General features: G+C 71.5%; 23 protein-coding genes and 1 pseudogene. 8 read left to right on the forward strand and 16 right to left on the reverse strand.

The genetic code is table 11. From position 1 onward, the window contains the following. Nucleotides 1–5: 5 nt before the first annotated feature. From Sri02f_RS07550 to Sri02f_RS07585, 8 genes are all read right to left on the reverse strand, one after another. Nucleotides 6–1,613, reverse strand: coding sequence for an acyl-CoA carboxylase subunit beta (locus Sri02f_RS07550; RefSeq protein WP_109000316.1), 1,608 nt, complete (start codon nucleotides 1,611–1,613; stop codon nucleotides 6–8). Next, nucleotides 1,610–3,325 carry an acyclic terpene utilization AtuA family protein gene (locus Sri02f_RS07555; protein WP_109000317.1) on the reverse strand — a complete coding sequence of 572 codons (1,716 nt, stop codon included), beginning with the start codon at nucleotides 3,323–3,325 and terminating at the stop codon, nucleotides 1,610–1,612. The genes Sri02f_RS07550 and Sri02f_RS07555 overlap by 4 nt, the downstream gene beginning before the upstream one ends. Then, nucleotides 3,322–4,188 (reverse strand): TIGR03084 family metal-binding protein, encoded by an 867-nt coding sequence (locus Sri02f_RS07560; protein ID WP_109000472.1) that lies wholly within the window; start codon nucleotides 4,186–4,188, stop codon nucleotides 3,322–3,324. The genes Sri02f_RS07555 and Sri02f_RS07560 overlap by 4 nt, the downstream gene beginning before the upstream one ends. Before the next feature lie 294 nt (nucleotides 4,189–4,482). Then, nucleotides 4,483–5,049, reverse strand: a complete 567-nt coding sequence (locus Sri02f_RS07565; protein ID WP_109000318.1) for a GNAT family N-acetyltransferase — start codon at nucleotides 5,047–5,049, stop codon at nucleotides 4,483–4,485. Next, entirely contained in the window at nucleotides 5,046–6,062 is a 1,017-nt protein-coding gene (locus Sri02f_RS07570) for an aspartyl/asparaginyl beta-hydroxylase domain-containing protein (RefSeq protein WP_109000319.1), read from the reverse strand. The genes Sri02f_RS07565 and Sri02f_RS07570 overlap by 4 nt, the downstream gene beginning before the upstream one ends. Before the next feature lie 9 nt (nucleotides 6,063–6,071). Continuing rightward, nucleotides 6,072–7,379, reverse strand: a complete 1,308-nt coding sequence (locus Sri02f_RS07575; protein ID WP_109000320.1) for an MFS transporter — start codon at nucleotides 7,377–7,379, stop codon at nucleotides 6,072–6,074. After that, complete coding sequence (locus Sri02f_RS07580; RefSeq protein ID WP_159106671.1) at nucleotides 7,352–8,230, reverse strand: cytochrome P450; 879 nt, start codon at nucleotides 8,228–8,230, stop codon at nucleotides 7,352–7,354. Before Sri02f_RS07580 ends, Sri02f_RS07575 begins: the two co-directional genes overlap by 28 nt. Before the next feature lie 8 nt (nucleotides 8,231–8,238). Beyond that, nucleotides 8,239–8,727 (reverse strand): cytochrome P450 family protein, encoded by a 489-nt coding sequence (locus Sri02f_RS07585; RefSeq protein ID WP_159106672.1) that lies wholly within the window; start codon nucleotides 8,725–8,727, stop codon nucleotides 8,239–8,241. A 346-nt stretch (nucleotides 8,728–9,073) separates the two neighbouring features. Here Sri02f_RS07585 and Sri02f_RS07590 point away from each other — a divergent pair, with 346 nt between their 5' ends. Next, nucleotides 9,074–10,147, forward strand: coding sequence for a LuxR C-terminal-related transcriptional regulator (locus tag Sri02f_RS07590; protein WP_159106673.1), 1,074 nt, complete (start codon nucleotides 9,074–9,076; stop codon nucleotides 10,145–10,147). Nucleotides 10,148–10,313: 166 nt separating this feature from the next. Here the strand turns inward: Sri02f_RS07590 and Sri02f_RS07595 are convergent, their stop codons facing one another. Further along, on the reverse strand, nucleotides 10,314–11,273 hold the full coding sequence (locus Sri02f_RS07595) for an EamA family transporter (protein ID WP_109000324.1): 960 nt from the start codon (nucleotides 11,271–11,273) through the stop codon (nucleotides 10,314–10,316). 168 nt (nucleotides 11,274–11,441) lie between these two features. Next, entirely contained in the window at nucleotides 11,442–14,375 is a 2,934-nt protein-coding gene (locus Sri02f_RS07600) for an FAD-binding and (Fe-S)-binding domain-containing protein (protein ID WP_109000325.1), read from the reverse strand. Nucleotides 14,376–14,525: 150 nt separating this feature from the next. Between Sri02f_RS07600 and serC the strand changes: the two genes are divergently transcribed. Further along, nucleotides 14,526–15,644 carry a phosphoserine transaminase gene (gene serC / locus Sri02f_RS07605; RefSeq protein WP_109000326.1) on the forward strand — a complete coding sequence of 373 codons (1,119 nt, stop codon included), beginning with the start codon at nucleotides 14,526–14,528 and terminating at the stop codon, nucleotides 15,642–15,644. Between the two features lie 106 nt (nucleotides 15,645–15,750). On the opposite strand, the gene Sri02f_RS07610 is transcribed toward serC, so the two are convergent. Both Sri02f_RS07610 and Sri02f_RS07615 read right to left on the reverse strand, forming a co-directional pair. Further along, the gene (locus tag Sri02f_RS07610) at nucleotides 15,751–17,280 is read right to left on the reverse strand and encodes a cellulase family glycosylhydrolase (RefSeq protein ID WP_109000327.1); all 1,530 of its coding nucleotides are present in this window, start codon (nucleotides 17,278–17,280) and stop codon (nucleotides 15,751–15,753) included. Nucleotides 17,281–17,432: 152 nt separating this feature from the next. Continuing rightward, nucleotides 17,433–18,464: a TolB-like translocation protein gene (locus Sri02f_RS07615; RefSeq protein WP_109000328.1), complete on the reverse strand. Its 1,032-nt coding sequence runs from the start codon at nucleotides 18,462–18,464 to the stop codon at nucleotides 17,433–17,435. A 100-nt stretch (nucleotides 18,465–18,564) separates the two neighbouring features. On the opposite strand from Sri02f_RS07615, the gene Sri02f_RS07620 reads away from it, so the two are divergent. From Sri02f_RS07620 to Sri02f_RS07630, 3 genes are all read left to right on the forward strand, one after another. After that, the gene (locus Sri02f_RS07620) at nucleotides 18,565–19,239 is read left to right on the forward strand and encodes a GDSL-type esterase/lipase family protein (RefSeq protein ID WP_109000329.1); all 675 of its coding nucleotides are present in this window, start codon (nucleotides 18,565–18,567) and stop codon (nucleotides 19,237–19,239) included. 114 nt (nucleotides 19,240–19,353) lie between these two features. Then, entirely contained in the window at nucleotides 19,354–19,941 is a 588-nt protein-coding gene (locus Sri02f_RS07625) for a Uma2 family endonuclease (RefSeq protein WP_109000330.1), read from the forward strand. 55 nt (nucleotides 19,942–19,996) lie between these two features. After that, the gene (locus Sri02f_RS07630) at nucleotides 19,997–20,983 is read left to right on the forward strand and encodes an aldo/keto reductase (RefSeq protein WP_109000331.1); all 987 of its coding nucleotides are present in this window, start codon (nucleotides 19,997–19,999) and stop codon (nucleotides 20,981–20,983) included. A 219-nt stretch (nucleotides 20,984–21,202) separates the two neighbouring features. Here the strand turns inward: Sri02f_RS07630 and thpR are convergent, their stop codons facing one another. Further along, nucleotides 21,203–21,775 (reverse strand): RNA 2',3'-cyclic phosphodiesterase, encoded by a 573-nt coding sequence (thpR, locus tag Sri02f_RS07635; protein ID WP_109000332.1) that lies wholly within the window; start codon nucleotides 21,773–21,775, stop codon nucleotides 21,203–21,205. Between the two features lie 31 nt (nucleotides 21,776–21,806). Here thpR and Sri02f_RS42575 point away from each other — a divergent pair. Next, nucleotides 21,807–22,043: pseudogene (locus tag Sri02f_RS42575) on the forward strand (GNAT family N-acetyltransferase); the annotation flags it as partial. Between the two features lie 38 nt (nucleotides 22,044–22,081). Here Sri02f_RS42575 and Sri02f_RS07645 read toward each other — a convergent pair. Together Sri02f_RS07645 and Sri02f_RS07650 are read right to left on the reverse strand one after the other, a co-directional pair. Further along, nucleotides 22,082–23,440: an MFS transporter gene (locus tag Sri02f_RS07645; RefSeq protein WP_109000333.1), complete on the reverse strand. Its 1,359-nt coding sequence runs from the start codon at nucleotides 23,438–23,440 to the stop codon at nucleotides 22,082–22,084. A 24-nt stretch (nucleotides 23,441–23,464) separates the two neighbouring features. Then, nucleotides 23,465–23,902, reverse strand: coding sequence for a MarR family winged helix-turn-helix transcriptional regulator (locus tag Sri02f_RS07650; protein ID WP_109000334.1), 438 nt, complete (start codon nucleotides 23,900–23,902; stop codon nucleotides 23,465–23,467). A 151-nt stretch (nucleotides 23,903–24,053) separates the two neighbouring features. Between Sri02f_RS07650 and Sri02f_RS07655 the strand changes: the two genes are divergently transcribed. Continuing rightward, nucleotides 24,054–24,236: a ribbon-helix-helix protein, CopG family gene (locus Sri02f_RS07655; RefSeq protein ID WP_069769474.1), complete on the forward strand. Its 183-nt coding sequence runs from the start codon at nucleotides 24,054–24,056 to the stop codon at nucleotides 24,234–24,236. Nucleotides 24,237–24,379: 143 nt separating this feature from the next. Here Sri02f_RS07655 and Sri02f_RS07660 read toward each other — a convergent pair whose 3' ends face one another. Continuing rightward, complete coding sequence (locus Sri02f_RS07660) at nucleotides 24,380–25,831, reverse strand: NCS2 family permease (RefSeq protein WP_109000335.1); 1,452 nt, start codon at nucleotides 25,829–25,831, stop codon at nucleotides 24,380–24,382. Nucleotides 25,832–25,948: 117 nt separating this feature from the next. Between Sri02f_RS07660 and Sri02f_RS07665 the strand changes: the two genes are divergently transcribed. Beyond that, a complete protein-coding gene (locus Sri02f_RS07665; protein ID WP_109000336.1) occupies nucleotides 25,949–26,218 on the forward strand; it encodes a DUF2530 domain-containing protein in 270 nt (89 codons plus the stop codon). Nucleotides 26,219–26,288: the final 70 nt, after the last annotated feature.

Consider the following 26,288-nt stretch of genomic DNA (forward strand, 5'->3'; position numbering starts at 1 on the left):
GAGCCTCACATCCGGAAGACGCCGAAGCCGCCGCGGGCGCCCTCGTACGGAGCCGTGTGGACGGCCGACAGGCACAGGCCGAGCACGGTGCGGGTGTCGCGGGGGTCGATGACGCCGTCGTCGTAGAGCCGGCCGGAGAGGAACATCGGCAGCGACTCGGACTCGATCTGCTGCTCCACCATGGCGCGCAGGGCGGCGTCGGCGTCCTCGTCGTAGGGCCGGCCCTTCGCGGTCGCCGACTGCCGGGCGACGATGGACAGGACCCCGGCGAGCTGCTGCGGGCCCATCACGGCCGACTTGGCGCTCGGCCAGGCGAAGAGGAACCGGGGGTCGTAGGCGCGCCCGCACATGCCGTAGTGGCCGGCGCCGTAGGACGCGCCCATGAGCACGGACAGGTGCGGGACCTTCGAGTTGGAGACCGCGTTGATCATCATCGCGCCGTGCTTGATGATGCCGCCCTGCTCGTACTCCTTGCCGACCATGTAGCCGGTGGTGTTGTGCAGGAAGAGCAGCGGGATGTCGCGCTGGTTGGCGAGCTGGATGAACTGGGCGGCCTTCTGCGACTCCTGGCTGAAGAGCACGCCCTGGGCGTTGGCGAGGATCCCGACCGGATAGCCGTGCAGGGCGGCCCAGCCGGTGACGAGGCTCGTGCCGTACAGGGGCTTGAACTCGTCGAAGTCGGAGCCGTCGACGATCCGGGCGATCACCTCGCGCGGGTCGAAGGGGGTGCGCAGGTCCCCGGGGACGATGCCCAGGAGCTCCTCCTCGTCATACTTCGGAGGGACGGCCGGGCCGGGATCCGGGTACGCCTTGCGGTGGTTGAGGCGGGCGATCACGCGCCGCGCCTGGCGCAGGGCGTCGTGTTCGTCGACGGCGAAGTAGTCGGCGAGGCCCGACACACGCGCGTGCATCTCCGCGCCGCCCAGCGACTCGTCGTCGCTCTCCTCGCCGGTGGCCATCTTCACCAGCGGCGGCCCGCCGAGGAACACCTTCGCCCGCTCCTTGACCATGATCACGTGGTCGGACATGCCGGGGATGTACGCGCCTCCCGCGGTCGAGTTGCCGAAGACCACGGCGACGGTCGGGACGCCCGCGGCGGAGAGGCGGGTCAGATCGCGGAAGACGGCCCCGCCCGGGATGAAGATCTCCTTCTGCGAGGGCAGGTCGGCGCCGCCCGACTCCACCAGGCTGACGCAGGGCAGCCGGTTGGCCAGCGCGATGTCGTCGGCCCGCAGGGCCTTCTTCAGCGACCAGGGGTTGCTGGCGCCGCCCCGCACGGTCGGGTCGTTGGCGGTGATCAGGCACTCGACGCCTTCGACGACGCCGATGCCGGTGACGAGGGAAGCGCCGACCGCGTACTCGGGGGAGGCGCTGCCCCAGGCGGCCAGCGGCGACAGTTCCAGGAACGGCGTGTCGGGGTCGAGGAGCAGCTCGATGCGCTCACGGGCGAGGAGCTTGCCGCGGGCGCGGTGCCGGGCGACGTACTTCTCCCCGCCCCCCGCCAGCGCCTTCGCGTGCTCGGCGTCGAGGTCGGCCAGCTTGGCGAGCATGCTCTCGCGGTGTGCGCGGTAGTCGGGGCCGTGGATGTCCAAGGCGGACGTGATGACCGTCAAAGCAGGGCCTCCGGGATGTCCAGGCAGCGGGAGCGCAGCCATTCGCCGAGCGCCTTGGCCTGCGGGTCGAAGCGGTGCTGGGCGGCGACGCCGTCGCCGAGGAGACCCTCGACGACGAAGTTCAGGGCACGAAGCCGGGGCAGGGCGTGCCGGGTGACGGGCAGCGGCCGGCTCTCCGGGAGGAGCTGCCGGAACCGTTCGACGGTCAGCTCGTGGGCGAGCCAGCGCCAGGCCTCGTCGGTGCGGGTCCACACCCCCACGTTGGCGTCGGAACCCTTGTCGCCGCTGCGGGCGCCGGCGACGAGCCCGAGGGGCGCCCGGCGCACCGGCCCCGGGGGCAGCGGCTCCGGCAGGTCCGGCTGCGCCGTCGGTCGAAGGACGCGGGCGGCGGCGGCCGGCGGGGGCGGCACGGGGGTGCGCCGCCCGTCGTGGAGGACGGCGACGTGCTCGACGTCCTCCTGCGGGACGTGGGCGGCCTCGAACACCCCGTAGGGGGAGCCTTTCCCGGGCGGGGCGAGCACATGGAAGCCGGGGTAGCTGGCGAGGGCCAGTTCGATCGCGGCCCCGCTCAACGCCCGCCCCACGGCGGCCTGTTCCGGGTCGCGGACGACCAGCCGCAGCAGGGCGCTCGCCGTCTCCTCGGTGTCGGCGTCCGGCCGGTCGGTGCGGGCCAGCTCCCAACGGACCCCGGCAGGGCGGGACTCGGCGAGGGCGTCCGCCATCTGCTCCTTCACGAGTGCCGCCTTGGCCTCGATGTCGAGTCCGGTGAGCACGAAGACCACCTCGTTGCGGAAGCCGCCGAGGCGGGTGCGGCCGACCTTGAGGGTCGGCGGCGGGGCCTCGCCGCGCACGCCGTCGACACGGACCCGGTCGGGCCCGTCCTGGGCGAGCCGCACGGTGTCCAGGCGGGCGGTGACGTCGGGCCCGGCGTACCGGGCGCCTGCGGTCTCGTACAGGAGCTGCGCGGTCACCGTGCCGACGTCGACGAAGCCGCCCGTGCCGGGGTGCTTGGTGATGACGCAGCTGCCGTCCTCGTGGATCTCGGCGAGCGGGAAGCCGGGCCGCCGCAGGTCGCGGCCGCCCGCGCGACCGCTCCCGCGGGTCCCGCCGTCGGCGAAGAAGGCGTAGTTGCCGCCGGTGGCCTGTGTCCCGCACTCCAGGACGTGTCCGGCGACGACGGCGCCCGCGAGCCGGTCGTACTGCGTCGCCTCCCAGCCGAAGCGGGCGACGGCGGGACCGGTCACGAGGGCCGCGTCGGTGACCCGCCCGGCGACGACGACGTCCGCGCCCTCGCGCAGACACGCGGCGATGCCGAAGCCGCCGAGGTAGGCGTGGGCGGTGAGGCTGTCGGGGTAGCGGGGGCCGAGGTCGTCGCCCTCGACGTGCGCGACGCGCACGGGGATGCCGAGCCGGTCCGCCAGCCGCCGCACGGCGTCGGCGAGTCCGGCGGGGTTGAGCCCGCCCGCGTTGGTGACGATCCGCACGCCCCGCTCGTGGGCGAGGCCGAGGGACTCCTCCAGCTGGCGCAGGAAGGTGCGGGCGTACCCGGCGGCGGGGTCCTTCATCCGGTCACGCCCGAGGATGAGCATGGTCAGCTCGGCGAGGTAGTCGCCGGTGAGGACGTCGAGCTCGCCGCCGGTGAGCATCTCGCGCAGGGCGTCGAAGCGGTCGCCGTAGAACCCGGAGGCGTTGCCGACGCGCAGCACGCTCACGACCCCGACCCCCTCGGCCCCTTCGCGTCCGCACGCTCCTGCGCGTCCGCGCGCCCCTTCGCGTCCGCACGCCCCTGCGGTCCCTTCGGCGGGCGGCCGGCGCCGGGCGGGCCGGCGAAGGCCTGGGCGACGTCCAGCCAGCGGTCCGCGTCGGGGCCCTCGGCGCGCAGGGCGAGGTCGGCGCGGTGGGCGCGCTGGGTGACCAGCAGGCAGAAGTCGAGGGCGGGGCCGGTGACGCGGTCCGTGGCGTCCTCGGGGCCGTAGGTCCACGACTCGCCCGAGGGACTGATCAGTTCGACGCGGAACTCCTCGAACGGCGTGGGCAGTCCGTGCACGCCGAAGGCGAAGTCGCGGGTGCGCACTCCGAGGCGGACGATGTGCCGGAGCCGGTCGGTGGGCGGGAGGACCGTGCCCAGCGCGTCCGCCACGTCCAGGCCGTGGGCCCAGGTCTCCATGAGCCGGGCGGTGGCCATCGAGGCGGCGGCCATGGGCGGTCCGTACCAGGGGAAACGCGCTCCCGCCGGAGCCGCCCGCAGGGCCTCCTCCAGGGCCCGGCGTCCGGCCCGCCAGTCGGCGAGCAGCTGTGCGGGCGGCTTCGCCGCGCCCTCCTCGGCGCCGTTGTCCACGAAGTCCCCGGGCGCGGAGAGCGCCTTCTCGACCTCACGGGCGAAGGCGCCCCGGTCGGTCACGGCCAGCACGGACGAGTGGTCGGTCCACGCGAGGTGCGCGATCTGGTGGGCGACGGTCCAGCCGGGGGCGGGGGTGGGAAGCCTCCATTGCTCCGGTCCCAACTCGGCTGCCAGCCGGTCGAGTTCGTCGCTTTCGGCGCGGAGGTCGTCGAGCACGGGGGTCGGGTCGGCCATGGGGTGGAGCATGGCAGCGCACCGAGAAACAATCAAGCATGCTTGCATGAATACGCCACCGCACGAGGGGCCACACCCTCCCCGGCCGGCCGGGCGGCGGTGGGACGCGGTCAGGGGGTACGGCCGAGATGCAGCCGGAAGGGACAGCAGCGCGACCTTGAGCGGGTGACCGACTCCCTTGTGTGCGGCTGTCGATCGGGGTCGTGGAGGTTGCGCATGGTGGGGTCGTCGTTGATGTGCGGGGCCTGGCGGATCGGGCCGGGGACGGTGCTGGTTCCAGGCCGGTGACGCCGGTCAGAGGGGAGGACCGGAGTGGAGGATCCGCTGGAAGAACCGGTGGTCTCGCCATGCACCGTTGATGTGCAGGTACTCCGGTGCGGTTCCGTATTGGTGGAAGCCGGCCTTCTTCAGGACCCGCTGCGATGCCAGGTTGTGCAGCTGCGTGCCCGCCTCCAAGCGGTGCAGGGCGAAGTCCCAGCGAGCGCAGAGGCAGGCGGCTTCGACAGCCGCTGTAGCAAGACCGCGGCCTGCCCACTCGCTGTCGGTCCAGTAGCCGACGCTTGCACTGCACAGGGGCCCCAGAGTGATCTTGGAGAGAGAGACCCCGCCGACGATCCTGCCGGTCTTCACCTCGACGAGCACCCAGGGCATGAACGTGCCTGCCCGGCGCTGTGCGAGCTGCTCCTTGATGCAGGACCGCTGCCCGACTTCGGTGTAGTACTCCTCCGGCCGGTCCGGCTCCCACGGCTGCAGGTAGCTGCGGTTTCGCAGCAGCGCCTGAGACAGGGAGCCGGCGTCCTCGACAGTGGTCGGTCTCATTTCCACGCCGAGTTCCAGCAGCGTGGGAGTCGGTGCCGTCATGGGGTGGAGCAGGCGTGCGCCACCGGCCTCGCCGGCCGGAGGTATTCGTCGAGAGACCGCCCGCAGCGCACGCGGAACCGTGCGACGGGTTGTGCCCGTTCGAGGTCGAGGACGATGGTCCGCTCCTCGGTCCAGCCCTGGAGCCGGAACTCGGCGTTCCCGATGTGCACGAGTCCGAAGCGGGGTTCACCCGCGATGCAGAGCGTGAGCCGTCCGTCCCGTACCTCGACGGAGCCCGGCAGGCTGTCGGCGGGGTCGGCTCCGGAGTCGTCCGACCAGTCGGGGAAGTTCGCGGGGATGTCGACCTGACAGCGCAGTGCCAGCTGTTCGAAGGGCTGCAGGGGGATGGGCTCCCTGGCCATGAGGACATCGCTCCAGGGCAGCGCGTCGAGGAAACCGGCCGGGAAGAGCGCCATGAGCTCCGGAGTCGGGACGGTGTCCACCACGAGGTGGATCCGTCGTTCTGCGCCCCGGTTCCTGGCTATGTGGAGCCGGTCGAAGTCCGCGTACCAGAGGCGGCCCGCCTCCCAGTGGTACGTCTGGCCGTCCACGGTGAGCTCGGCTCCGGACTGGGTCACGATGGGGATATGCAGGCGCAGGAACCCCCAGGGGAAGTTGGTGTGCCCGTCGCTGTGCTCGTGGGTCTCCGCGCCGGGCCCGAGCGCCATGAGACGCGCGCTGTGCAGCGGGGCGGGAACGGCGGCCAGGACCTCGGCGTGGTACGGGCACCGGTCGAGCACAGGGGTGTCGAGGTGGTCCTCGAGCCCTGCGCCGCCGGGGTCGGTGCGCCTGACGTTCCCTGTGGGGCCTCGAAGAGGAATGATCTTCCAGTCGAAGGTGTCCTCCTCGCCCAGTCCGTTCTGGTGGACCGGGCGGTTCGGGCGCCACGTGAGGTCGGCGAGGCCCTTCACCTCGGCTGCGAGCCGTGCGGCGTCGAAACTGAGGCCGAGGGGGGCGGCGGGGGGGAGGTGATGCCATGTGGCGTCGGACGGACGTTCCAACGGAGAGGACACGGGGAAGCCCTACCCTTCGGTAGATCGAGCTGACTGGTGGGAGGCCGGAGCGTCGGCGACCACGGCTGCTCCTGAACCTGCCTTGGACGGAGTGATGCGCCAGGGTCGGTGCCGGCCGATGAGTGCGGCCACCGCCAACGCGGCGATCCCGGCACTGGTGAACACCCAGGGCATGGGCATCCAGTCGGCCATGAGCCCTCCGACTGCCAGGCCGACTCCCTGGGTGGCGATCGAGCCGGCTCCCGTGAGCGTCATCGCCCGGCCTCTCAGCCCTGCGGGCACACGTTCCACGTACAGCTGGTCGAGCGGAAGCGCGAAGGCTGTTCCGGCACCGCTGAGGAGCAGCAGCGCCAGTGCCAGGGGCAGCGAGGGGGAGACGGCGAAAAGGAGCAGGGGGGCGCCTGCGAGGAGGAGGAGCGCGGGTACCCACCGGCCTCGCTCCTGAGGTCCCAAAAATCTGGCGACGGCCGCTTCGCCGATGACGGTGCCGACCGCGGGGAAGGCCAGGAGGAACCCGACGCTCTCGGGTCCGCCACCGAGCTCGGCGGCATACGGCGCGGCGAGCCCCTCCGGCAGGACGATGAGGGCGGTCGGTATCCACTGGAGAAGCAGGAGCCGTCGCAGGACCGGATCGTTGAGAACGGACCGGTTGCCGCGGAATGTCTCGCGGACGACGCCCGATTCGCGGCGGGTGCCGCCGGCGGTCGCTGGCCTCGGCCGGACGAACATCAGCACCATCGTGAGGGAGAAGACGAACGTCGCCGCGTCGACGAACAGCGTCGCCCTGGGCGTCAGGACGATCAGGAGGGCTCCACCCAGACCAAAGCCGATTATCTGTCCGATCTGGATGGTTCCCGAGAACATGGACCTGGCGAGCGGATACCCGTTCATGCCGATGATATCGGGGAGCATCACCTGCCTGGCAGCCCGGAACAAGGGGGACAGCGCCCCCGAGGCGGTCACCAGGACAAGGAGAACAGCGATGGGCATTCGGGGCACGGTCATGGCCAGCACACAGGCCATTCGGCTCGCGTCGCCGATCAGCATGAGCCGCCGAGCCGGAACCAGGTCCACGACGGCAGAAGCCAGGGCCGCCGTGAGGATCTGGGGCATGAAACCCAGCGCGAACGTAATGGCGGCCATCAAAGCGGAATTGGTGCGGTCGAAGACAAGGACAGACAGAGCTACCTTCGTCAGCACGTCGCCGAGAATCGACACAGTATGCGCTGCAAAAAGTCCGCTGAATTCGCGATTGCGCAGAAGTTGGCCGTACGTGACGGTTCCGTCCATCATTCCGCCCTGCCGGTGATGGGACATCCCGCCATGGTTCCGCCGGTCGTGGGGAGATCAGCCGTGTTACCGCTGTCCGATCTGATCGCGAGCCGCACCCGCAATCCGGCGGGTGAAAGACCGCGTGAAGGATCGGGGACGACCTTGGCAGCCGAGGAAGGCGCGAGATGGAAAGCGCGCGTAAGAAGAGCGGTCGCGAGCGTCATCTCGATCAGGCTCCACGACATTCCCATACAGATCAGAGGGCCCGCGCCGAACGGCATGTACGCGAACTGTGGGGCGGCGCTGCCGGAGCCGTCGGGCAACCAGCGGTCCGGGTCGAATGCCAGCGGGTCGGGGAACCATCGCGCGTCCCGCTGCATCACGTACGCGGGGACCATCACCTTGGTACCGGACTCCAGCGTGTAGCCGCCCAGCACCGTCTCGTGCATGACGTGGCGGGCGAACATCCAGTTCGGCGGCCAGAGGCGGAGGGCCTCTCGGACCACCCTGGCGGTAAGGCTCAGCCGCTCGTAATGAGCATGCGTGATGGGCCCGGATGCCGGAAGCACCGCTGCCGCCTCGGCCGCGACCGTCTTCTGGATCTCCGGATGCCGCGTCAGCTCGTGGACGATCCATCCGAACCCGGCTGCCGAGGTGTTCTCCGACGCGAGCAGGGTGGCCGCGAGAGTCTCGCGGATGACCGCATCGGGCAGTGAGCCGTGCCGGGCAGTGGGCTGCATCAGCACATCCACGAGGTCACCGGTGGCGCCCTGACCCACGGTCCGTCGAAGGCCCATCGCCTCGCTGATGGCCTGCTCGAGCGCGCGGTTGGCTCGTACGACCCGGCGGTGACGCGGGAGCGGGAACCCGAGCGGCAGGGAAACGGAACTGCTCACGACCGGGGTCAGCGCATCGAAGAGGTCTCGCCCCAGGCCAGATGCGCGTTCTCACCAAGGCAGAGCACGGCTCCGACCCTGGCCGTGAGCGCGCGCATACGATCGACCACATCGATCTCGCCACTTCCCCAAGAGGAGATTCCGGCGTCCAGCTCTGCGGCGATCCCGGGGACCTTTGCCTGCATGGACGAGGGGCGCATGTACCTCATGCGGGCGGCTCGCGATGAGGCCCACTGCTGCTTGGTCTGCGCATCGTCCTTTTGTTTGCGGTGGAGGAAGTCGACCTCGGCACCGAAATCAGTGTTCGTGCGCGTGAGCACCTCCCCGGCCAGTGCCGGGTCGGCCACGACGACTATGTGGCGGTCAAACGACCAGATCGCGCCAAACTTGTCCGACATCTGCACCATGAACCCGAGGCGGTCCTGGTCGTAAACGGGACCGTTGCCGGCAAGGCGCCCGCCAAGCGGACCTGGCGGTCGGTTCATCGGCTCCTCCATGATGTGCATGGCAAGGCCCTGGGGCCGGGACGAGATAGCGCCTCGCCCCGGCCCGAGGGATTACACGGATCGACCTCGGTGAGATCAGTACTTGTAGAAGCCGGCCACGGCCGTCATCTTCGTGCGGCGGGCGATCGCATACGAGACGGTCTTGAGCATGGCCATCGTTAGTACCTCTTTCATGAAGGTGGGTTCCGCACAGCGGACATGTCGGCATTTGCCGCGTTACCGGAGAGAGTTCCTCCGGTAACTCCTTGTGCACTCTCAGACTCACCCCTGCGAGCCCTCCCGTCCAGAGTGATCACGCTGCACTAAGCTGCATGCAGCATCTTCCCGGGGGGGGACAGTGGAAAATCGCACACTTGAGGACTTTGCCCGGTTAGACAAAGCGGAAATCGAAATCTTTCGCTGGGCAGCACAAAATGGACATCTCGATATCGGTGAAGCTGCCCACGACCTCGCCCTGGATGTCGAGGAAGTTCAGCAGGCCGCGGCCTCACTAGGGGCCCGGCACCTGCTCCGGCACCTGCCCGGAGACGCCGCAAACGAGCGGCTGGTGCCTGTCGCACCGGAGAGTGCGGCAGCGATCATGTTCACCACGGCCGAGGCCGAGCTGCGCGGTCGGCTGGCCCTCATCAACGAACTGAAGGGTGACTTCGACGTCCTGGGTTCGCTCTACGCCGAGACCCAGCGCAGTCGGCGCAGGCATACGCCGATCCAAGAGGTGCACGGACTCGAATCCGCCACAGAGCTGCTCGAGAACGCGATGTCAGCCTGCCAGGTGGAAGTGCTGACCTGCGAACGCGGCAGGGACCTGCCGCCAGGGCGCATGGAGCAGGCCAACGAGCGCGATCTGGCCCTCGCCCGGCGTGGCATCCAGATGCGCACCCTCTACCAGCACGCCGCCCGCCACGAGGCAGCGACCCAGGGCTACGTCGGCCATCTCGCCTCGTCGGGCGGCGAGGTGCGCACTTTGCCCGAGCTGTTCGGCAGACTGGTCGTTGTCGACCGGAAGATCGCGTTCATCCCCCGTGCCGACGAGCACGAGGGCGTGGTCGTCGTCCAGGACCCCTCCACCGTCAGCTACCTGTGCGCAGTCTTCGAACACTCGTGGGTGCAGGCCACACCCCTCAACCCCGGGCACTTCGGAACGCCCGTCGTCAAGACGGAGGCCGCGCAGGCGATCGTGCGACTGCTCACGGAGGGCATGAAGGACGAGATGATCGCCAGACGACTCGGCATGTCCTTGCGAACCTGCCGCAAGCACATCGCGGATGTCATGGAGAGCTTCCGGGCCGAGAGCCGATTCCAGCTCGGGTACCTGATCCGGGCACGGCTGGGCGACCCGAAACGCGCCCAGAGCGGAACGATCGACGTCGCTGTTGCTGCGGCCCTGACCTCGGACACCCCAGAACAGTGATCACGGACCGCAACTGAACTGGCCGTCTGCGTTCTTCGTCCAGCCGTGCTTCCCCCCGAGGAAGGGGGAAGCACGACTCCGCGCTGCCCGTCCGCCGACCTGATCGCCAAGGTCCTGGATCAGGGCGTCCGCCCCGAGGTTGCCGACCTGCGCCCCGTGGGCCCGTTCACGCCTCGGGGACCGCCGTCTTCGCGCGCCCCACCTGCGTGCGGACGGCGCCCATGCTCGCGGCGACGACCAGGGCGATCGCTGCGGCCTGGACGGCGCTCAGGGCCTGGTCGAGGACCAGGAAGCCGGCCGTGGCGGCGAGGGCCGGTTCCAGGCTCATCATGACCGCGAAGGTGGAGGCCGGCAGGCGGCGCAGGGCGAGGAGTTCCAGGGTGTAGGGCAGGACCGAGGAGAGCACGGCCACGCCCGCCCCGAGGCCGAGCGTCACGGGATCGGCCAGCTTCGTGCCCGACTCCGCGAGCCCCAGGGGCAGGAAGAGCAACGCGCCGACCGCCATCGCCAGGGCCAGTCCGTCCGCCTGCGGGAAGCGGCGACCGGTGCGGGCGCTGAAGACGATGTACGCGGCCCACATCACGCCGGCGCCCAGCGCGAACGCGACGCCCACCGGGTCGAGGGCGCCCAGGCCCCCGCCACCGCCCGCGCCGCCGAGGAGGAAGACGCCCGCCAGCGCCAGCGCGGCCCAGACCAGGTTCAGCGCGCGGCGCGAGACGACGACCGACAGGGCGAGCGGGCCGAGCACCTCCAGCGTGACCGCCACGCCCAGCGGGATGCGGTCGAGCGCCTGGTAGAACAGGCCGTTCATCGCGGACATGGCGACGCCGAAGGCGACGACCGTGCCCCAGTCGGCGCGCGAGTGACCGCGCAGACGCGGCCGGCAGACGACCAGCAGCACCACCGCGGCCACCAGCAGCCGCAGCGCCACGACGCCCAGGGCGCCCGCCCTCGGCATCAGCGTCACCGCCAGGGCGCCGCCGAACTGCACCGAGACCCCGCCGGCGAGCACCAGCCCGACGGGACCGAGGGGGCCGAACCGGCCGGAACCGCCCGCTCCCGCGTCGGACCGCGGCTGCGAGGAGACGACGGGGGCGGCGACTGCGCTTGCGTCGGGGGTGGTCACGGGCGGTCCAGGTGGTCGACTCGGTTCGTTCAGCACGATGCACTGTGCAGTCCACGGTAATGGACTTCGTCAGGGGTGTGAACTGATTTTGCCACTGTCTCAGGCTGCGAGACGTCCGCTCCCTGCGGAGCCCCGCGCCGCCGGGCGACGGCTCCGCGTTCCGCCCGTCTACGCGCGCGTGGAGCCGCCCGCGTCCTCCAGCCCGGCCGCCAGCACCTCCGCGAGATGGCTCCCCCGCACCCCCGCCAGCTGTTCCAGCTGGGTCCGGCAGGAGAACCCGTCCGCCAGGACCACCGCCTCGTCCGGGGCGTCCCGCACGGCCGGCAGCAGCTGCTCCTCCGCGCAGGCCGCCGACACCTGGAAGCGGCCTCTGCCGAAACCGAAGTCGCCGGCCAGGCCGCAGCACCCGCCGCTCAGTTCACCGTTCAGCCCGGCAGCCTCGCGCAGCCGCCGCTCGGCCGCGTCGCCCAGGACCGCGTGCTGGTGGCAGTGGGTCTGGCCGACGGCCGGACGGTCCAGCCGGGGCGGGGTCCAGCCCGGGGCATGCCGCTCCAGTGCCTGCGCGAAGGTGAGGACGCGGGCGGCGAGCCGGGCCGCGCGCGGGTCGTCGTGCAGCAGCTCCGGCAGGTCGGTGCGCAGGGCCGCCGCGCAGCTCGGCTCCAGGACGACGACCGGGGCGGCCGTCTCCAGCACCGGCTCCATCAGGTCGAGCGTACGGCGCAACACCCCGCGCGCGAGGTCGAGCTGGCCGGTGGAGACGTACGTCAGCCCGCAGCAGACCCGGCCCCGGCGGGCCGTGAGCAGCGCCGCCGCACTCCGCGACCGGCCGTCGCCCACCGGCCGGCCCCGCATCCGCAAGGTCGGCGGCAGCGTCACCCGCAGTCCCGCCGCCTCCAGCACCCGGACGGCCGCCCGCCCCACGGACGGTGAGAGGTGCTCGGTGAAGGTGTCGGGCCACAGCACCACCAGCTCACCGCCCTGCGCGGCCCCCGGGACGGCCCCGGCGGCGGCGCCCCGGGCGCGCCACCAGCCGGTGAACGTCCGCCGCGCCAGTCGCGGGACGGCCCGTTCCGCCGCGATCCCGCCCAGCCGCTTGGCGACGCCCGCCAGCGGGCCGGCCGAGGCGAGCGCGTTGACGAGGGCGGCGGCCCTCAACCGGCTCGCCCAGCGCAGCCACACCGGCAGCCGGCCCATGCTGTAGTGCGCGGCGGGACGCCGGCGCCCCCGGTAGTGGTGGTGCAGGAACTCCGCCTTGTAGGTGGCCATGTCGACCTCGACCGGGCAGTCGGAGCGGCAGCCCTTGCAGGACAGGCACAGGTCGAGCGCGTCGCGGACCTCCGTGGAGCGCCAGCCGTCGGTCACCAGCTCGCCGGCCAGCATCTCGTGCAGCAGCCTGGCCCGCCCGCGTGTGGAGTGCTCCTCCCGGCCCGTGACGCGGAACGACGGGCACATCACCCCCGCCCCGGGCGACGGCGCCGCCGTACGGCACTTGGCGACCCCCACGCACCGCCGCACGGCCGCCGTGAAGTCACCGTCGTCGGACGGGTACCCGAAGGCCACGTCCACCGGCTCGCGCGGCAGGACGGAGAAGCGCAGGCCGGAGTCGAGGGGCGCGGGCCGCACCAGCATCCCCGGGTTGAGCAGACCGTCCGGGTCCCAGACGTCCTTCACCCGTTCGAACAGCGCGACCAGGTCCGGCCCGTACATCCGCGGCAGCAGCTCGGCCCTGGCCCGGCCGTCGCCGTGTTCGCCGGAGAGCGAGCCGCCGTGCGCCACGACCAGCTCGGCCACCTCCTGGGAGAAGCGGCGGAAACGGCCGATGCCGGCCGGCGTCAGCAGGTCGAAGTCGATGCGGACGTGGATGCAGCCGTCCCCGAAGTGCCCGTAGGGGGCGCCGCGCAGACCGTGCTCCGCGAGCAGCTCCCGGAAGTCGCGCAGGTACGCCCCGAGCCGGGCGGGCGGCACCGCGCAGTCCTCCCAGCCCGGCCAGGCCTCGGAGGCCCCTCCTGCCCCCGGGGGCAGGGCGGGATCCCCGGGGATCCGGGTCGCCGTGCCGCTCGCGTCCTCCCGGATCCGCCACAGCTCCCGCTGCCCCGCCGGGTCGGTCACCACGCGGGCGTCCACGACGTCCGCCGCGCGCACGATCGTCCGCGCACGCGCGCGTGCCTCGTCGGAGGACGCGCCGCCCGCCTCGACGAACAGCCAGGCCCCGCCGCGCGGCAGCCCGTCCGTCCCCGGCGGCACCAGGTCGGCGGCCATCCCCTCCACGGTGAGCGGCCCGAGCGGCAGCAGCCCGGCCGCCGCGTCGGCGGCCGCGCCCTCGTCCGCGTAGCCGAGCACCGCCAGCGCCCGCGCGCGGGGCGCCTCGACGAGCCGTACGACGGCCTCCGTCAGCACGCCCAGGGTCCCTTCGCTGCCGCAGAGGGAGCGGGCGACGTCGACGCCGTTCTCCGGCAGCAGCGCGTCCAGCGCGTACCCCGAGATACGGCGGGGCAGGTCGGGGAAGCCGGTCCGCAGCAGGGCGAGCTCGCCGTCCACCAGGGCGCGCAGCCCGTCCGGCGCCCCCGCCCAGCCTCGCCCGGACCGCAGCCGCCGCCCGCGCGCGGTGACGACCCGCAGCTCGCGCACGCTGTCCGCGGTCGTGCCCCAGGCCACCGAGTGCGAGCCGCAGGAGTTGTTGCCGATCATCCCGCCGAGCGTGCACCGGCTGTGGGTGGAGGGGTCGGGTCCGAAGCGCAGCCCGTGCGGCGCGGCCGCCTCCTGGAGCCGGTCGAGCACCAGCCCAGGCTGCACGACGGCGGTCCGCGCGTCCGGGTCGAGCGAGACCAGCCGGTTCATGTGCCGGGTGAAGTCCAGCACCACGCCGGTCCCCGTGGCCTGTCCCGCGACCGACGTCCCGCCGCCGCGCGCGACGACCGGCGTCCCGCGCTCCCGGCACACCTCCAGCACGGCCGCCACGTCGTCCTCGTCCCGGGGCGCGACGACCCCGAGCGGGACCCGGCGGTAGTTGGAGGCGTCCATCGTGGTGAGCGCCCGGGAGGTCGCGTCGAACGCGACCTCGCCCCGGACGACCTTGCGCAGAGCGGCCTCGAGATCCGTCATGGCTTCAGCAAACCAGCATGCGTCCGGGCCCACAGCCCGTGCGGACCGGCCGCCGCACGGCGACACGGACCCGTCTCAGCCGACGGAAACCCGTCTCACCCGACGGACGAGGTTTCACCCAGGTTTCCCCCACCGGCTAACCTCGCTCCCGTGGCTGAGATCCGGATTCCTGCTGACATCAAGCCCGCCGACGGTCGATTCGGCGCGGGCCCCTCCAAGGTGCGGGTGGAGGCGCTGGACGCCCTGGCCGCCACCGGCACGTCCCTGCTCGGCACCTCCCACCGCCAGGCCCCGGTGAAGAACCTGGTCGGCAAGGTGCGCGAGGGCGTCTCCGAGCTGTTCTCCCTCCCCGAGGGCTACGAGGTCGTCCTCGGCAACGGCGGCTCCACCGCGTTCTGGGACGTCGCGACCCACGGCCTCATCGAGAACAGGTCGCAGCACCTCACGTTCGGCGAGTTCAGCTCCAAGTTCGCCAAGGCCGCCAAGCTCGCCCCCTGGCTGGCCGAGCCCACCGTGATCTCCTCCGACCCCGGCACGCACCCCGAGCCGGCGGCCGAGGCGGGCGTCGACGTCTACGCGTTCACCCACAACGAGACCTCAACCGGCGTCGCCGCCCCGCTCAAGCGGGTCCAGGGCGCCGACGACGGGGCGCTCGTCCTGGTCGACGCGACCTCCGGCGCGGGCGGCCTCCCGGTCGACATCGCGGAGACGGACGTCTACTACTTCGCCCCGCAGAAGTCCTTCGCCTCCGACGGCGGCCTGTGGATCGGCGTGTTCTCCCCGGCCGCGATCGAGCGCGCCGAGCGGATCCACGCGTCCGGCCGGCACGTCCCGGAGTTCTTCAGCCTGCCGACGGCGATCGACAACTCCCGCAAGAACCAGACGTACAACACCCCGGCCCTCGCCACCCTCTTCCTGCTGAACCAGCAGCTGGAGTGGATCAACGGCCAGGGCGGCCTGGACTGGTCGGTGCGCCGCACCGCCACCTCCGCGCGCACGCTCTACGGCTGGGCCGAGGACGTCAAGTACGCGAACCCGTTCGTCGCCGACCCGGCCAAGCGCTCCCAGGTCATCGGCACGATCGACTTCACCGACGACGTGGACGCGGCCGCCGTCGCCAAGGTGCTGCGCGCCAACGGCGTCGTCGACACCGAGCCCTACCGCAAGCTCGGCCGCAACCAGCTGCGCGTGGCGATGTTCCCGGCGATCGACCCGGCGGACGTCGAGGCGCTCACGAAGTGCGTCGACTACGTGATCGAGAAGCTGTAGCCCCAGGCGCGGACGCAGGGGCAGCACAGGCAGTAGAAGGGCGCCCGGTGGACACCGGGCGCCCTTCCTCATACGGCTGTGCCCCGCACCCGGCCGGCCGGCCGGCTCACGTCGCCGTGCAGCTCACGCTGGGCGCCGCCCCGCCGCCCGGCGCGCCCCCGAAGCCGAAGCTCGTCGAGCCGCCGGCCGGGACCGTGCCGTTGTGGGCGGCGTTCACCGCGGTCACGGCGGCCCCGCTCTGGGTGTACGAGGCGTTCCACATGTTCGTGATCTGCTGCGAGCCGCTCCAGGTCCAGCTCACCTTCCACGAACCGAGCGCGGACGTCCCGGTGTTGGTCACCTTCACCTCGGCGTTGAAGCCGCCGCCCCAGTCGCTTCCGACGGTGTAGGAGGCGGCGCAGGAGGCCGTGCCGCCACCGCCACCGCCACCTCCGCCTCCGCCACCGCCGCCTCCGCCGCCGCCCGGGAAGCCCGGCGCCTTGACGCTCGCCAGGTACCCGTCCTTGACGGTGTCGACGCTCTGCCAGTCGTCCTTCAGGATCCCGCCGGTGTCACCGGAGTTGGGGTTCCAGGACCAGAAGGTCCAGTGGAAGGAGTCCGCGCCGTACGTCGACGTCGGCCGCAGGTAGGTCACCAGGGCCGCCAGCCACTTCTGGTCCACCGTGGACTGCAGCGTCGTGCCGAACTCGCCCACCCACACGGGCGCGATGTTCTGCTTGAAGACGTAGCCCCAGTACTTGTCCCAGATCCCCGGCATGTTGGCGGGGAACGCCGGGTCGCTGAACCAGCTCTGCTGGGCGACGCTGGTCGCGTAGTCGTGGGCCGAGTACACCACCCGGTCGGCCACGTTCAGCTGCACCGGGTACTGGCCGACGCCCATCAGGTTGCCGCCCCACCAGCCGGAGACGCCGTTGAAGGTCTGCACCCCCTCGACGAAGATCAGCAGGCTCGGGTTGGCGGACAGGACCGCGTTGCCCGCGCGCTGCGCGGCGAGCCGCCAGTCCGTCGCCATGTCCCCGCAGCCCCAACAGGCCGGATCGTGGGGCTCGTTGTGCAGGTCGATGCCGACGACGGTGTCCTGACCGAGGTAACGGGCGGCGAGCGCCTTGAGGTTGGCGATCCAGGTCGACTCGGGCACGGCGGCCGTGTACCAGAGCGCCGACTGCCCGCCGGAGTCCGGGCGGTGCCGGTCGAGGATGACCTTCAGGCCGTCCTGACCCGCGTACGCGACGAGCTTGTCCAGCACCTGAAGGGAGTTGAGGCCCTGGAGGTCGGCGTTCTTGCCGCTGGAGAAGTCGATGCTGTTGGGGACGGTCCCGGACTTGAAGACGTCGTCGCTGTACGGGATGCGGAGCGTGTTGTAACCCAGCGACTTCATCTGGTCGATCATGCTCTTGTAGTCGCGCGACCAGAGACCGTGCACGACGTGGTTGCCGGTCTCGAAGCCGAACCAGTTGATCCCGGCGATCCGGACCGGCCGGCCGGCGGCGTCGAGGATCTGCCGGCCGCTGGTGTGCCAGTAACCGGCGCCGGCCGCGGCGGAGTCGGCCGCGTGGGCCGCCTGCGCACCGGCGCCCAGGGGTATCAGGAGCGCGGCGGCGACAGCGCACAGCACTCTTCGCAAGCTGCGGAACATCTCGCTGCTTCCTCTCGGGAGGCGCGGACCCGGAACATATGGGAGCGCTCCCATACACCGCGCACCCCCCCAGGTAACTGACACACCATCACCGCGTCAAGGAGTACGACAGCGGCGGCCCCGGAGCGGGGGCCGCGCACGGGCGGCGGAGCTCAGCCGCGCCGCCGGAGCCGGCGGATGCCGAAGAAGGCGGCGCACACCGCGACCACGGCGAGCGCGCCGACCTTGACGCCGCCCGTCGCGGAGGACCCGCCGCCCTTGCCGGAGGCGCTGGAACTCCCGCCGCCGGAAGAGGACGCGGAGCCCGACGAGGTGCTCCGGGGCGCGTCCTCGGCCACCACGGGACTGTGCGAGCCCTCGCTCCCGTACAGGAGCTTCTCGCCGTCGGCGGAGTAGCTGACGGACTCGCCCTGCCGTTGCAGCGGCACGTCGAGCCGCCCCTCGCGTTCGATTTTGCCGCCGTTCCAGGCGTAGGAGATGCCGCCGAAGTAGCCGCGCACGGCGAGCTGGGAGCCGTCCGGGGAGAAGGCGGCGTCGGTGGCCCACAGGTCGACGGGGGCGATCGGCCGGAAGACGTTCGCCCCGGAGGCGGAGAGCTTCGCCGGGCCCTCGTAGAGGTGCCCGCCGTCCTCCTTCTTGTCGATGATGTAGACGCGCCCGGTCCTGGGATGCACGAGGAGCGACTCGGCGTCGCGGGGGCCGTCGGAGTACTTCACGACGTACTGCGTGGCCTTGACGCTCTGGTCGACGAGCTTCTTCGGCTCGGGCAGCCGGTAGATCCACACGTACTTCCAGGTGCCGCCGAGGTTGTCGCCGATGTCGCCGACCCAGATCTGGTCGTCCGGGCCGATGGAGATCGCCTCCACGTCACGCGGGGCGCCGATCCCGGTGAGGGTGACCCGGGCGACGGTCTTTCCCGTGGCGCTGTCGACGGCGTAGAGGTAGGGGCCGTCGTCGCTGTCGTTGTGGGTCCAGTAGACGCCCGGGTGCCGCCGCGAGGCGGCGAGACCGCTGGACTCGGTGATCCGGGGGTCGTCGATGGTGAACCCCTTGTCGCCGTCGGCCGCGGACGCGGGAGCCGCGGCGGGCCCCGCGAGCACGGCGAGGGCTCCCGAGAGGAGGACCGCGGGCAGCAGGGCTCCGGTCACCAGGGCTCCGGCTCGGACGGCGAAAGGTCGGCGCATGCTCCCAAGCCTGCCATCCCGCCCGGCGGTTCACCGTTCGTGGCCGGTCTCACACGCCCCCGGCCGCGGTGATCGACTCCGGATCCCTCATCATGAGCGGATGCTCAGGTTCATGCCCGTAGGCGACTCGATGACGATCGGCAGCACGGGCGACCACACCTGGCGCTACCGCCTGTGGCAGCACCTGTGCGCCGCGTACGGCGGCCCCTTCACGCTGGTCGGCCCCCGCGAGACGCTCTACGACAAGGCGACGGACAGCCCCACGTCGTACGCCTACGCCGAACCCGACTTCCCGCGCGGCCACCTGGCGGGCTGGGGCGAGGGCTGGGCGCACATGACGCCGCTGATCGGCGAGGCGGTCCGCACGTCGCGGGCGGACGTCCTGCTGGTCTCGCTCGGCCTGATCGACCTGGGCTTCTACACGAACGCCGAGCAGACGGCGGAGAACGCCCGCGTCTTCGCCGCCGAGGCCCGCGCGGCGAACCCCCGGATCGCCATGGTGTGGCTGCCGGTCATCCACAACGTCCGGGCCGCGAACGACGAGCCCTTCGCCGCCCAGGTCGCCCGCTTCAACGAGCTCCTGGCGAAGACCGCCGCCGACCTGGACGAACCGGCCTCCCCGATCCTGCTGGCCTCGGTCCCGCCGACCTGGGACATCGACACGGACACCTACGACGGCACCCACCCCAACGCCAAGGGCGAACACCAGCTGGCGTCGGCCTTCGCAGAGGCGATGTACCAGGGGTGGGAACTGGGCGGGGAGTACGCGGGCTGAGGGGCGCACCGGCCGCTTCCGGCATATGCGCGCCACGCCGTGACCCGGTCACCGTGCGTATCGTTGTACTGCGCGGCGGCACCCGAGTGGGGGCGGCCGGGGAGGAGCGCCACGATGACCGTCACTGAGGACAGGATCACCATGGCCGAGGAGAGCGTCGAGCTGTCTCTGGACGTCATGTTCGAGTGGCTCGAGAAGATGCCGGTCCCCGAGGGAACGAAGGTTGAGATCGTCGGGGGAAACATCTTCATGTCACCGCAGCGGCAGCACCACTGGGAGATCATCTCCGCTATTTTCGAGCAGCTGCGGGCCAAGTATCCCCGCAAGCGTCTGGCATCCGACGTCCGCATCGACTTCCCCGGTCATCTGAACGGGTTCGCATGCGACCTGGCCGCCATGGCCGAGCGCTCCGTGAAGGACGGCAAGGGCCGCTGGCGCTACCAGGACGTCGAGTTCGTGGCCGAGGTCATCTCCAAGGACACGGCAGCGAACGACTACGGACCGAAGAAATCCGCCTACGCCACGGCCGAAGTACCGGTCTACGTCATCGCCGACCCTTACAAGGGCCGGTGCTACCTCTACACCCGCCCCAAGGACGGTGATTACGTCACGCGGACGAAGATCGATTTCGGCGACGACGTCGACCTCACCGGCACCGTCGTCGGCCTCACCCTCAAGACCGACGAGTTCCCCCGCGACTGACCCGTCGGCCGGCCCCCTTGCATCGAGCGCACTCCAGGTCGTTGGCTTGTGCTCCATGAAGTACACGCAGCTCGGACGTACCGGACTCAAGGTCAGCCGCCTCGTCCTCGGCACCATGAACTTCGGCCCGCAGACCGACGAGACCGACAGCCACGCGATCATGGACGCGGCGCTCGGTGCGGGCATCAACTTCTTCGACACCGCGAACGTGTACGGCTTCGGCGAGAACAAGGGCCGTACCGAGGAGATCATCGGCGGCTGGTTCGCGAAGGGCGGCGGGCGGCGCGACAAGGTGGTCCTCGCCACCAAGGTCTACGGCAACATGGCCGACGGCGACGCCTGGCCCAACCACGACAAGCTCTCCGCGCTGAACATCCGGCGGGCCGTCGACGCGAGCCTGAAGCGGCTGGGCACCGACCACATCGACGTCTACCAGTTCCACCACATCGACCGCGGCACTCCCTTCGAGGAGATCTGGCAGGCCATCGACGTGCTGGTCCGGCAGGGCAAGATCCTCTACGCCGGGTCGTCCAACTTCCCCGGCTACAAGATCGCCCAGGCCAACGAGACCGCCGCCCGGCACGGCCGGATGGGCCTGGTCAGCGAGCAGTGCCTCTACAACCTCGCCGAGCGCCGCGCCGAGATGGAGGTCATCCCGGCCGCGCAGGAGTACGGCCTCGGGGTCATCCCCTGGTCGCCGCTGCACGGCGGACTGCTCGGCGGGGTGATCAGGAAGCAGGCCGAGGGCGGCCGCCGTGCCTCCGGACGGGCCGCCGACGCCCTCGCCGACCCCACGACCCGCGCCCGGATCCAGGCCTACGAGGACCTTCTCGAAAAGCACGGGGTCGAGCCCGGCGAGGCGGCTCTGGCCTGGCTCCTCACCCGGCCCGGCGTGACCGGACCCATCGTCGGACCGCGCACCGCCGAGCAGCTCGACTCGGCGCTGCGCGCGGTCGAGCTGGAGCCGAGCGAGGAGCTGCTGGCCGGCCTGGAGGAGGTCTTCCCCGGCCCGGGGCCGTCCCCGGAGGCCTTCGCCTGGTAGCGGCGCGCCCACGCGGCGGAGGCCGTCCGCCCCGCCGGCAGGGCCCCGCGGCGGAGGCCGTCCGCCCCGTCGGGCAGGGCTCCGCGGCGGGGCCGGTCCGACGGCCTGGTCGGACAGCCCGGGCTATCTGCCGACCGCCGCCAACAACACCACCACGAACATCAGCACAAGGGCACCGGCCATGATCCGGTTCCGGGTCTTCGGGTCCACGCGTCGAGACTAACCGGCCCCGCCGAGCGCCCAGCGCCCGACCGGCTCGTAACGGGGCTGCTCGCCGGGCACCCCGGCCGCCGGCAGGCGGCTGCGCACCAGCACCAGCTCCTCCACCGTCCAGGCACGGCCCTCGAAGGCCTTCAGCGCCTCGACGCAGGGCCGCACGTCCACGGCGTCGCGGCTGCGGGCCAGCGTCAGATGCGCCGTGTAGCGGCGGTGCTCGCCCATCTCCACGCCCGCCTTCCGGCCCGCCGCCTCCGCCCGGTCGGCCAGCAGCCGCAGCGCCGGGACGTCTCCGGCCGCCCCGGCCCACAGCGCCCGCCCGTGCCCGAACTGTCCGCCGCCGCGCACCGCCAGCGGAAAGGGCGCACCCCGGTGCGCGGCCCGCTCCAGCCGCGCCGACAGCCTCGGGAGGAGGACGTCGTCGACCTCGCCGTAGAAGGCGAGGGTGAAGTGCCAGCCGGACCGGGCCGTCCAGCGCAGCGCGTCCGCGCCCGGCAGTGCGCGCAACCCGGCCGCCTGCGCGGCGAGTTCGTCGGCGATGTCGTCCGGGGGGAGCACGGCGGCGAAGAGTCTCATGGCCCGATTCTCCCGGCCGGCGAGCCCGGACGGCATCCACTGGCTCGCCTCCGACCGCCGCCTCAAGGACCGCGGCATCGGCATCGCCCTGCTGGAACACGCGGCCTGGGCGACCCGGCAGGCGGGCGTCGGCCTCCCGCGGGTGGACTGCCACGCCGGCGACGACCGCGGACCCGTCGCCTCCTACGAGGCCGACGGGTTCACCCCGACACAGACGTACACCGTCGGGGAGCACGAGTGGCCCGGCCAGGTGCCGGCCGGGAGGGTGCGGGTTCCCCGCACCCTCCGCCGGGTGACGTCCGCCGGTCAGGCGACGGTGGCGAGCTCGCGGTCCTCGCGCGGGACGAACCGCACGCGCGGGTGGCCGTGGTGCCAGCCGACCGACAGGCGGAGGTTGCCCATGCGGGCCAGGACCAGGCCGACGGTGACGGCCGCCGTGGCCGAGATCACACCGCCCGACGCCAGCCCCGCCCGCACGCCGTACGCGTCGGTGACCCAGCCGGCGATCGGCGCGCCGACCGGGGCCCCGCCCATGAACACCATCATGTAGAGGGCCATCACGCGGCCCCGCATGGCCGGGTCGGTGCTCATCTGAACGCTGCTGTTCGCGGTGACGTTGACCGTCATGCCGAACATGCCGATCGGGGCCATGAGCAGGGCGAACAGCCACAGGGACGGGGCTGTGGAGGCCACGACCTCCATCGCGCCGAAGGCCACCGCCCCCGCGACCAGCACCCGCATCCGGGCCGTGCCGCGCCGGGCCGCGAGCAGGGCGCCCGCCAGGGAGCCCACCGCCATCAGCGTGTTGAAGAGGCTGTAGGAGCCGGCGCCCGCGTGGAAGACGTCGTCGGCGAAGGCCGAGAGGTAGACGGGGAAGTTGAACCCGAAGGTGCTGACGAACCCGACCAGGACGATCGTCCAGATCAGGTCGGGGCGGCCGGCGACGTACTGGAGGCCTTCCCGCAGCTGTCCCCTGCCGCGCGGGGCGCGCTCGACGACGTGCAGCTCACGCGAGCGCATGAGCAGCAGACCGGCGAGGGGGGCGACGAAGGACAGACCGTTGAAGAGGAACGCCCAGCCGGTTCCGACGCCGGTGATCATCACGCCGGCCACGGCCGGGCCGATCAGCCGGGCCGACTGGAAGTTCGCCGAGTTCAGACTGACCGCGTTCTGGAGCTGGTCGGGGCCGACCATCTCGGAGACGAACGTCTGCCGCGCCGGGTTGTCCAGAACGGTCGCGAGGCCCACGGCGAAGGCGGCGACGTAGACGTGCCAGACCTGGACGTGCCCGGACAGACTCAGGACGGCGAGCGCGATGCCGGTGAGGGCCATCGCCGACTGGGTGAACAGCAGCGTCCGGCGCTTGGGCAGACGGTCGACGAGGACGCCGCCGTAGAGGCCGAAGAGGAGCATCGGCAGGAACTGCAGGGCCGTCGTGACGCCGACGGCGGTGGCGGAGCCGGTGAGGCTGAGCACCAGCCAGTCCTGCGCGATGCGCTGCATCCAGGTGCCGATGTTCGAGACGACCTGGCCCATGAAGAACAGGCGGTAGTTCCGGACCCGCAGGGAGGCGAACATCGAGGACCTGCGGGCGGGTGGGGGAGCGGGCGGGGTGTCGTGGGTGGCCGGTGCGGGTGCGGAGTGTGCTCCGGGTCCCGTACTCAACAGGTTCGCCTCCTCGGGGACGGACTACAGGTGTGCGAGCTTCTCCAGCACGGGGGCGGCGGCGCGCAGTTTCGCCCACTCGTCCTCGTCGAGGCCGTCGACCAGGGTGGCCAGGAAGGCGTTCCGCTTGGCGCGGCTCTCCGCGAGCATGGCCTCGGCCTGCTCGGTCTTGGTGACGACCTTCTGGCGGCGGTCCTCGGGGTGCGGCTCCAGCCGGACCAGACCCTTGGCCTCCAGCAGCGCGACGATGCGGGTCATCGAGGGGGGCTGCACGTGCTCCTTGCGGGCGAGCTCGCCGGGTGTGGCGCTGCCGCAGAGGGAGAGGGTGCCGAGCACCGACATCTCGGTCGGGCTCAGCGACTCGTCGACCCGCTGGTGTTTGAGCCGGCGGGACAGCCGCATCACGGCCGAGCGGAGGGAGTTCACGGCGGCAGCGTCGTCGCCATGGGTGAGGTCAGACATCTCTTTAGCGTAACTCATTACTCTGGCTAAACAAGCTGAGGCGCGCCGCGATTCCCGTGACACCGGCCACGGACACCCGGCCATCACTCGAACGGGTGAGTCGGCAGCGGAAAGTGACCGGACTGCGCTACAGGCCCGCGACCCTCGTCTCATGGGGACCAGTGTGCTCAGCCTGCGGATAGACGGGGAGCTGCTCGAACGGCTCCGGCAGCATGCCGCCAAAAGGGGGATGAGCGTCCAGGACTATGTCGTCCAGACGCTCATCCGCGACGACTTCGACGAGCGGTTCAAGACCGCGGTCGACGAGACCGGGAAGTTCTACGGCCTCACCTGAGCCCGGCCGGCGCTGCCCCGACCGGGGTGCCGCCGAAGGCTCAGGTGAGGCCGAGGGACCGGACCAGGCCGAGGCTCAGGCCGAGCGGAGGCTCAGGTCAAACCGAGGCTCAGGTCAAGCCGAAGCTCAGGTCAAGCCGAGGCTCAGGTCAGGCCGAGGGCCGGCATCAGGTAGTAGAAGACGAACACGGCCGAGACCACGTACATCGGCGCCGGGACCTCCCGGCCGCGGCCGGCCGCGAGACGCAGCAGGACGAAGGCGATGAAGCCCATCCCGATGCCGTTGGTGATCGAGTACGTGAACGGCATCATCACCATGGTGATGAAGGCCGGGATGGCGATGGTGGGGTCGGCCCAGTCGATCTCCCGGACCGAGCCGGACAGGATCAGGAAGCCCACCGCGAGCAGCGCCGGGGTGGCGGCCTGGGACGGGACCATCGTGGCCACGGGGGTCAGGAACAGCGCGACGGCGAACAGCGCGCCGGTGACGAGGTTCGCGAAGCCGGTGCGGGCCCCCTCGCCGACGCCGGCCGTGGACTCCACGAACGCGGTGGTGGCGGAGGAGGAGCTGGCGCCGCCCGCGGCGACCGCGAGACCGTCGACGAAGAGGACCTTGTTGATGCCGGGCATCTCGCCCTTGGCGTTGGTCAGCTTGGCCTCGTCGCTGACGCCCATGATCGTGCCCATCGCGTCGAAGAAGCACGACAGCAGCACCGTGAAGACGAACAGGACGCCGGTCAGCACGCCGACCTTGCCGAAGCCGCCGAACAGGCTGACCTGGCCGATGAGCCCGAAGTCGGGGGCCTCGACCGGGTTGCCGGGCCACTCGGGGGTGGTCAGACCCCAGGAGGGCACGGTGGCGACCGCGTTGATGATCAGCGCCAGGACGGTCATCGCGACGATGGAGATCAGGATCGCGCCGGGCACCTTGCGGGTGATCAGGGCCAGCGTGAGCAGCGCGCCCAGGATGAAGACGAGGACCGGCCAGCCGTTCAGGTGACCGTCGGCGCCGAGCTGGAGCGGGACGGTGGTGTGGGCGGCGTCCGGGATGCGGCTGACGAAGCCGGAGTCGACGAGCCCGATCAGCATGATGAACAGGCCGATGCCGATGCTGATCGCCTTGCGCAGGCCGAAGGGCACCGCGTTCATCACGCGCTCGCGCAGACCGGTGGCGACCAGGAGCATGACCACGAGACCCGCGAGCACCACCATGCCCATGGCGTCCGGCCAGGACATCCGGGGCGCGAGCTGGAGCGCGACCACGGAGTTCACCCCGAGGCCGGCGGCCAGCGCGATGGGCACGTTGCCGATCACGCCCATGAGGAGCGTGGTGAAGGCCGCCGTCACACAGGTCGCGGTGACCAGCTGGCCGTTGTCCAGCTGATGCCCGTACATGTCCTTCGCGCTGCCGAGGATGATCGGGTTCAGCACGATGATGTACGCCATCGCGAAGAACGTGGCGAAGCCGCCGCGGATCTCCCGGGACAGGGTGCTGCCCCGCTCGGAGATCTTGAAGTAGCGATCGAGGGCGCCGTGGGCGGACATGGCTCCCGGCTCGTCAGGGGCGGGGGTCTTGGCGGGGGCCGAGGTGGGCATGTTTTTGGCGGTTCCTACGAAGAGAAGTGGTCAACATCAAACCGTTTCAGTATGAACATATAACGTGAGGTTCAGCCATCTCCGCGCGTAGACGTGACCACCTCGTAAGCTGTCCCCATGGCGAAGTGGACACCCCAGCACGAGGCGCCGGAGCCCTTGGAGGGCCCCGTCGTCGCCACCATCACCGGCGGCACGATCCTCTGGTTCGTCCTCTTCCTCGTCCAGCTCCCCTTCTACGGCTGGTTCGACGACCACGGCCGGGCCTGGTGGGTGTGGACCTGCCTCGCGGGCGCCGGCCTCGGCCTGATCGGCATCTGGTACGTCCGCGGACGCGACGCGGCGCTCAAGCGGGCCGCCGCGACCGGGACGACGGAAGCCGCCGAGTAGCCGCCCCGCCGGGCGGCGGCGCAGCCGTACGACCGTCGTAGCACCCCCGTCCCCGCCCCGTCCTCCCCAG

This window comes from Streptomyces rishiriensis (genome assembly GCF_003112535.1).
Lineage (GTDB): Bacteria > Actinomycetota > Actinomycetes > Streptomycetales > Streptomycetaceae > Streptomyces > Streptomyces rishiriensis.

Excerpts from the sequence above, each read along its gene's own strand:
- Sri02f_RS07560 (WP_109000472.1), bottom strand. The coding sequence starts at position 4,188 with ATGGCCGACCCGACCCCCGTGCTCGACGACCTCCGCGCCGAAAGCGAC.
- Sri02f_RS07565 (WP_109000318.1), bottom strand. The coding sequence starts at position 5,049 with ATGACGGCACCGACTCCCACGCTGCTGGAACTCGGCGTGGAAATGAGA.
- Sri02f_RS07575 (WP_109000320.1), bottom strand. The coding sequence starts at position 7,379 with ATGTCCCATCACCGGCAGGGCGGAATGATGGACGGAACCGTCACGTAC.
- Sri02f_RS07585 (WP_159106672.1), bottom strand. The coding sequence starts at position 8,727 with ATGGAGGAGCCGATGAACCGACCGCCAGGTCCGCTTGGCGGGCGCCTT.
- Sri02f_RS07600 (WP_109000325.1), bottom strand. The coding sequence starts at position 14,375 with ATGACGGATCTCGAGGCCGCTCTGCGCAAGGTCGTCCGGGGCGAGGTC.
- Sri02f_RS07610 (WP_109000327.1), bottom strand. The coding sequence starts at position 17,280 with ATGTTCCGCAGCTTGCGAAGAGTGCTGTGCGCTGTCGCCGCCGCGCTC.
- Sri02f_RS07615 (WP_109000328.1), bottom strand. The coding sequence starts at position 18,464 with ATGCGCCGACCTTTCGCCGTCCGAGCCGGAGCCCTGGTGACCGGAGCC.
- Sri02f_RS07620 (WP_109000329.1), top strand. The coding sequence starts at position 18,565 with ATGCTCAGGTTCATGCCCGTAGGCGACTCGATGACGATCGGCAGCACG.
- Sri02f_RS07625 (WP_109000330.1), top strand. The coding sequence starts at position 19,354 with ATGACCGTCACTGAGGACAGGATCACCATGGCCGAGGAGAGCGTCGAG.
- Sri02f_RS07630 (WP_109000331.1), top strand. The coding sequence starts at position 19,997 with ATGAAGTACACGCAGCTCGGACGTACCGGACTCAAGGTCAGCCGCCTC.
- thpR (WP_109000332.1), bottom strand. The coding sequence starts at position 21,775 with ATGAGACTCTTCGCCGCCGTGCTCCCCCCGGACGACATCGCCGACGAA.
- Sri02f_RS07650 (WP_109000334.1), bottom strand. The coding sequence starts at position 23,902 with ATGTCTGACCTCACCCATGGCGACGACGCTGCCGCCGTGAACTCCCTC.
- Sri02f_RS07655 (WP_069769474.1), top strand. The coding sequence starts at position 24,054 with ATGGGGACCAGTGTGCTCAGCCTGCGGATAGACGGGGAGCTGCTCGAA.
- Sri02f_RS07660 (WP_109000335.1), bottom strand. The coding sequence starts at position 25,831 with ATGCCCACCTCGGCCCCCGCCAAGACCCCCGCCCCTGACGAGCCGGGA.
- Sri02f_RS07665 (WP_109000336.1), top strand. The coding sequence starts at position 25,949 with ATGGCGAAGTGGACACCCCAGCACGAGGCGCCGGAGCCCTTGGAGGGC.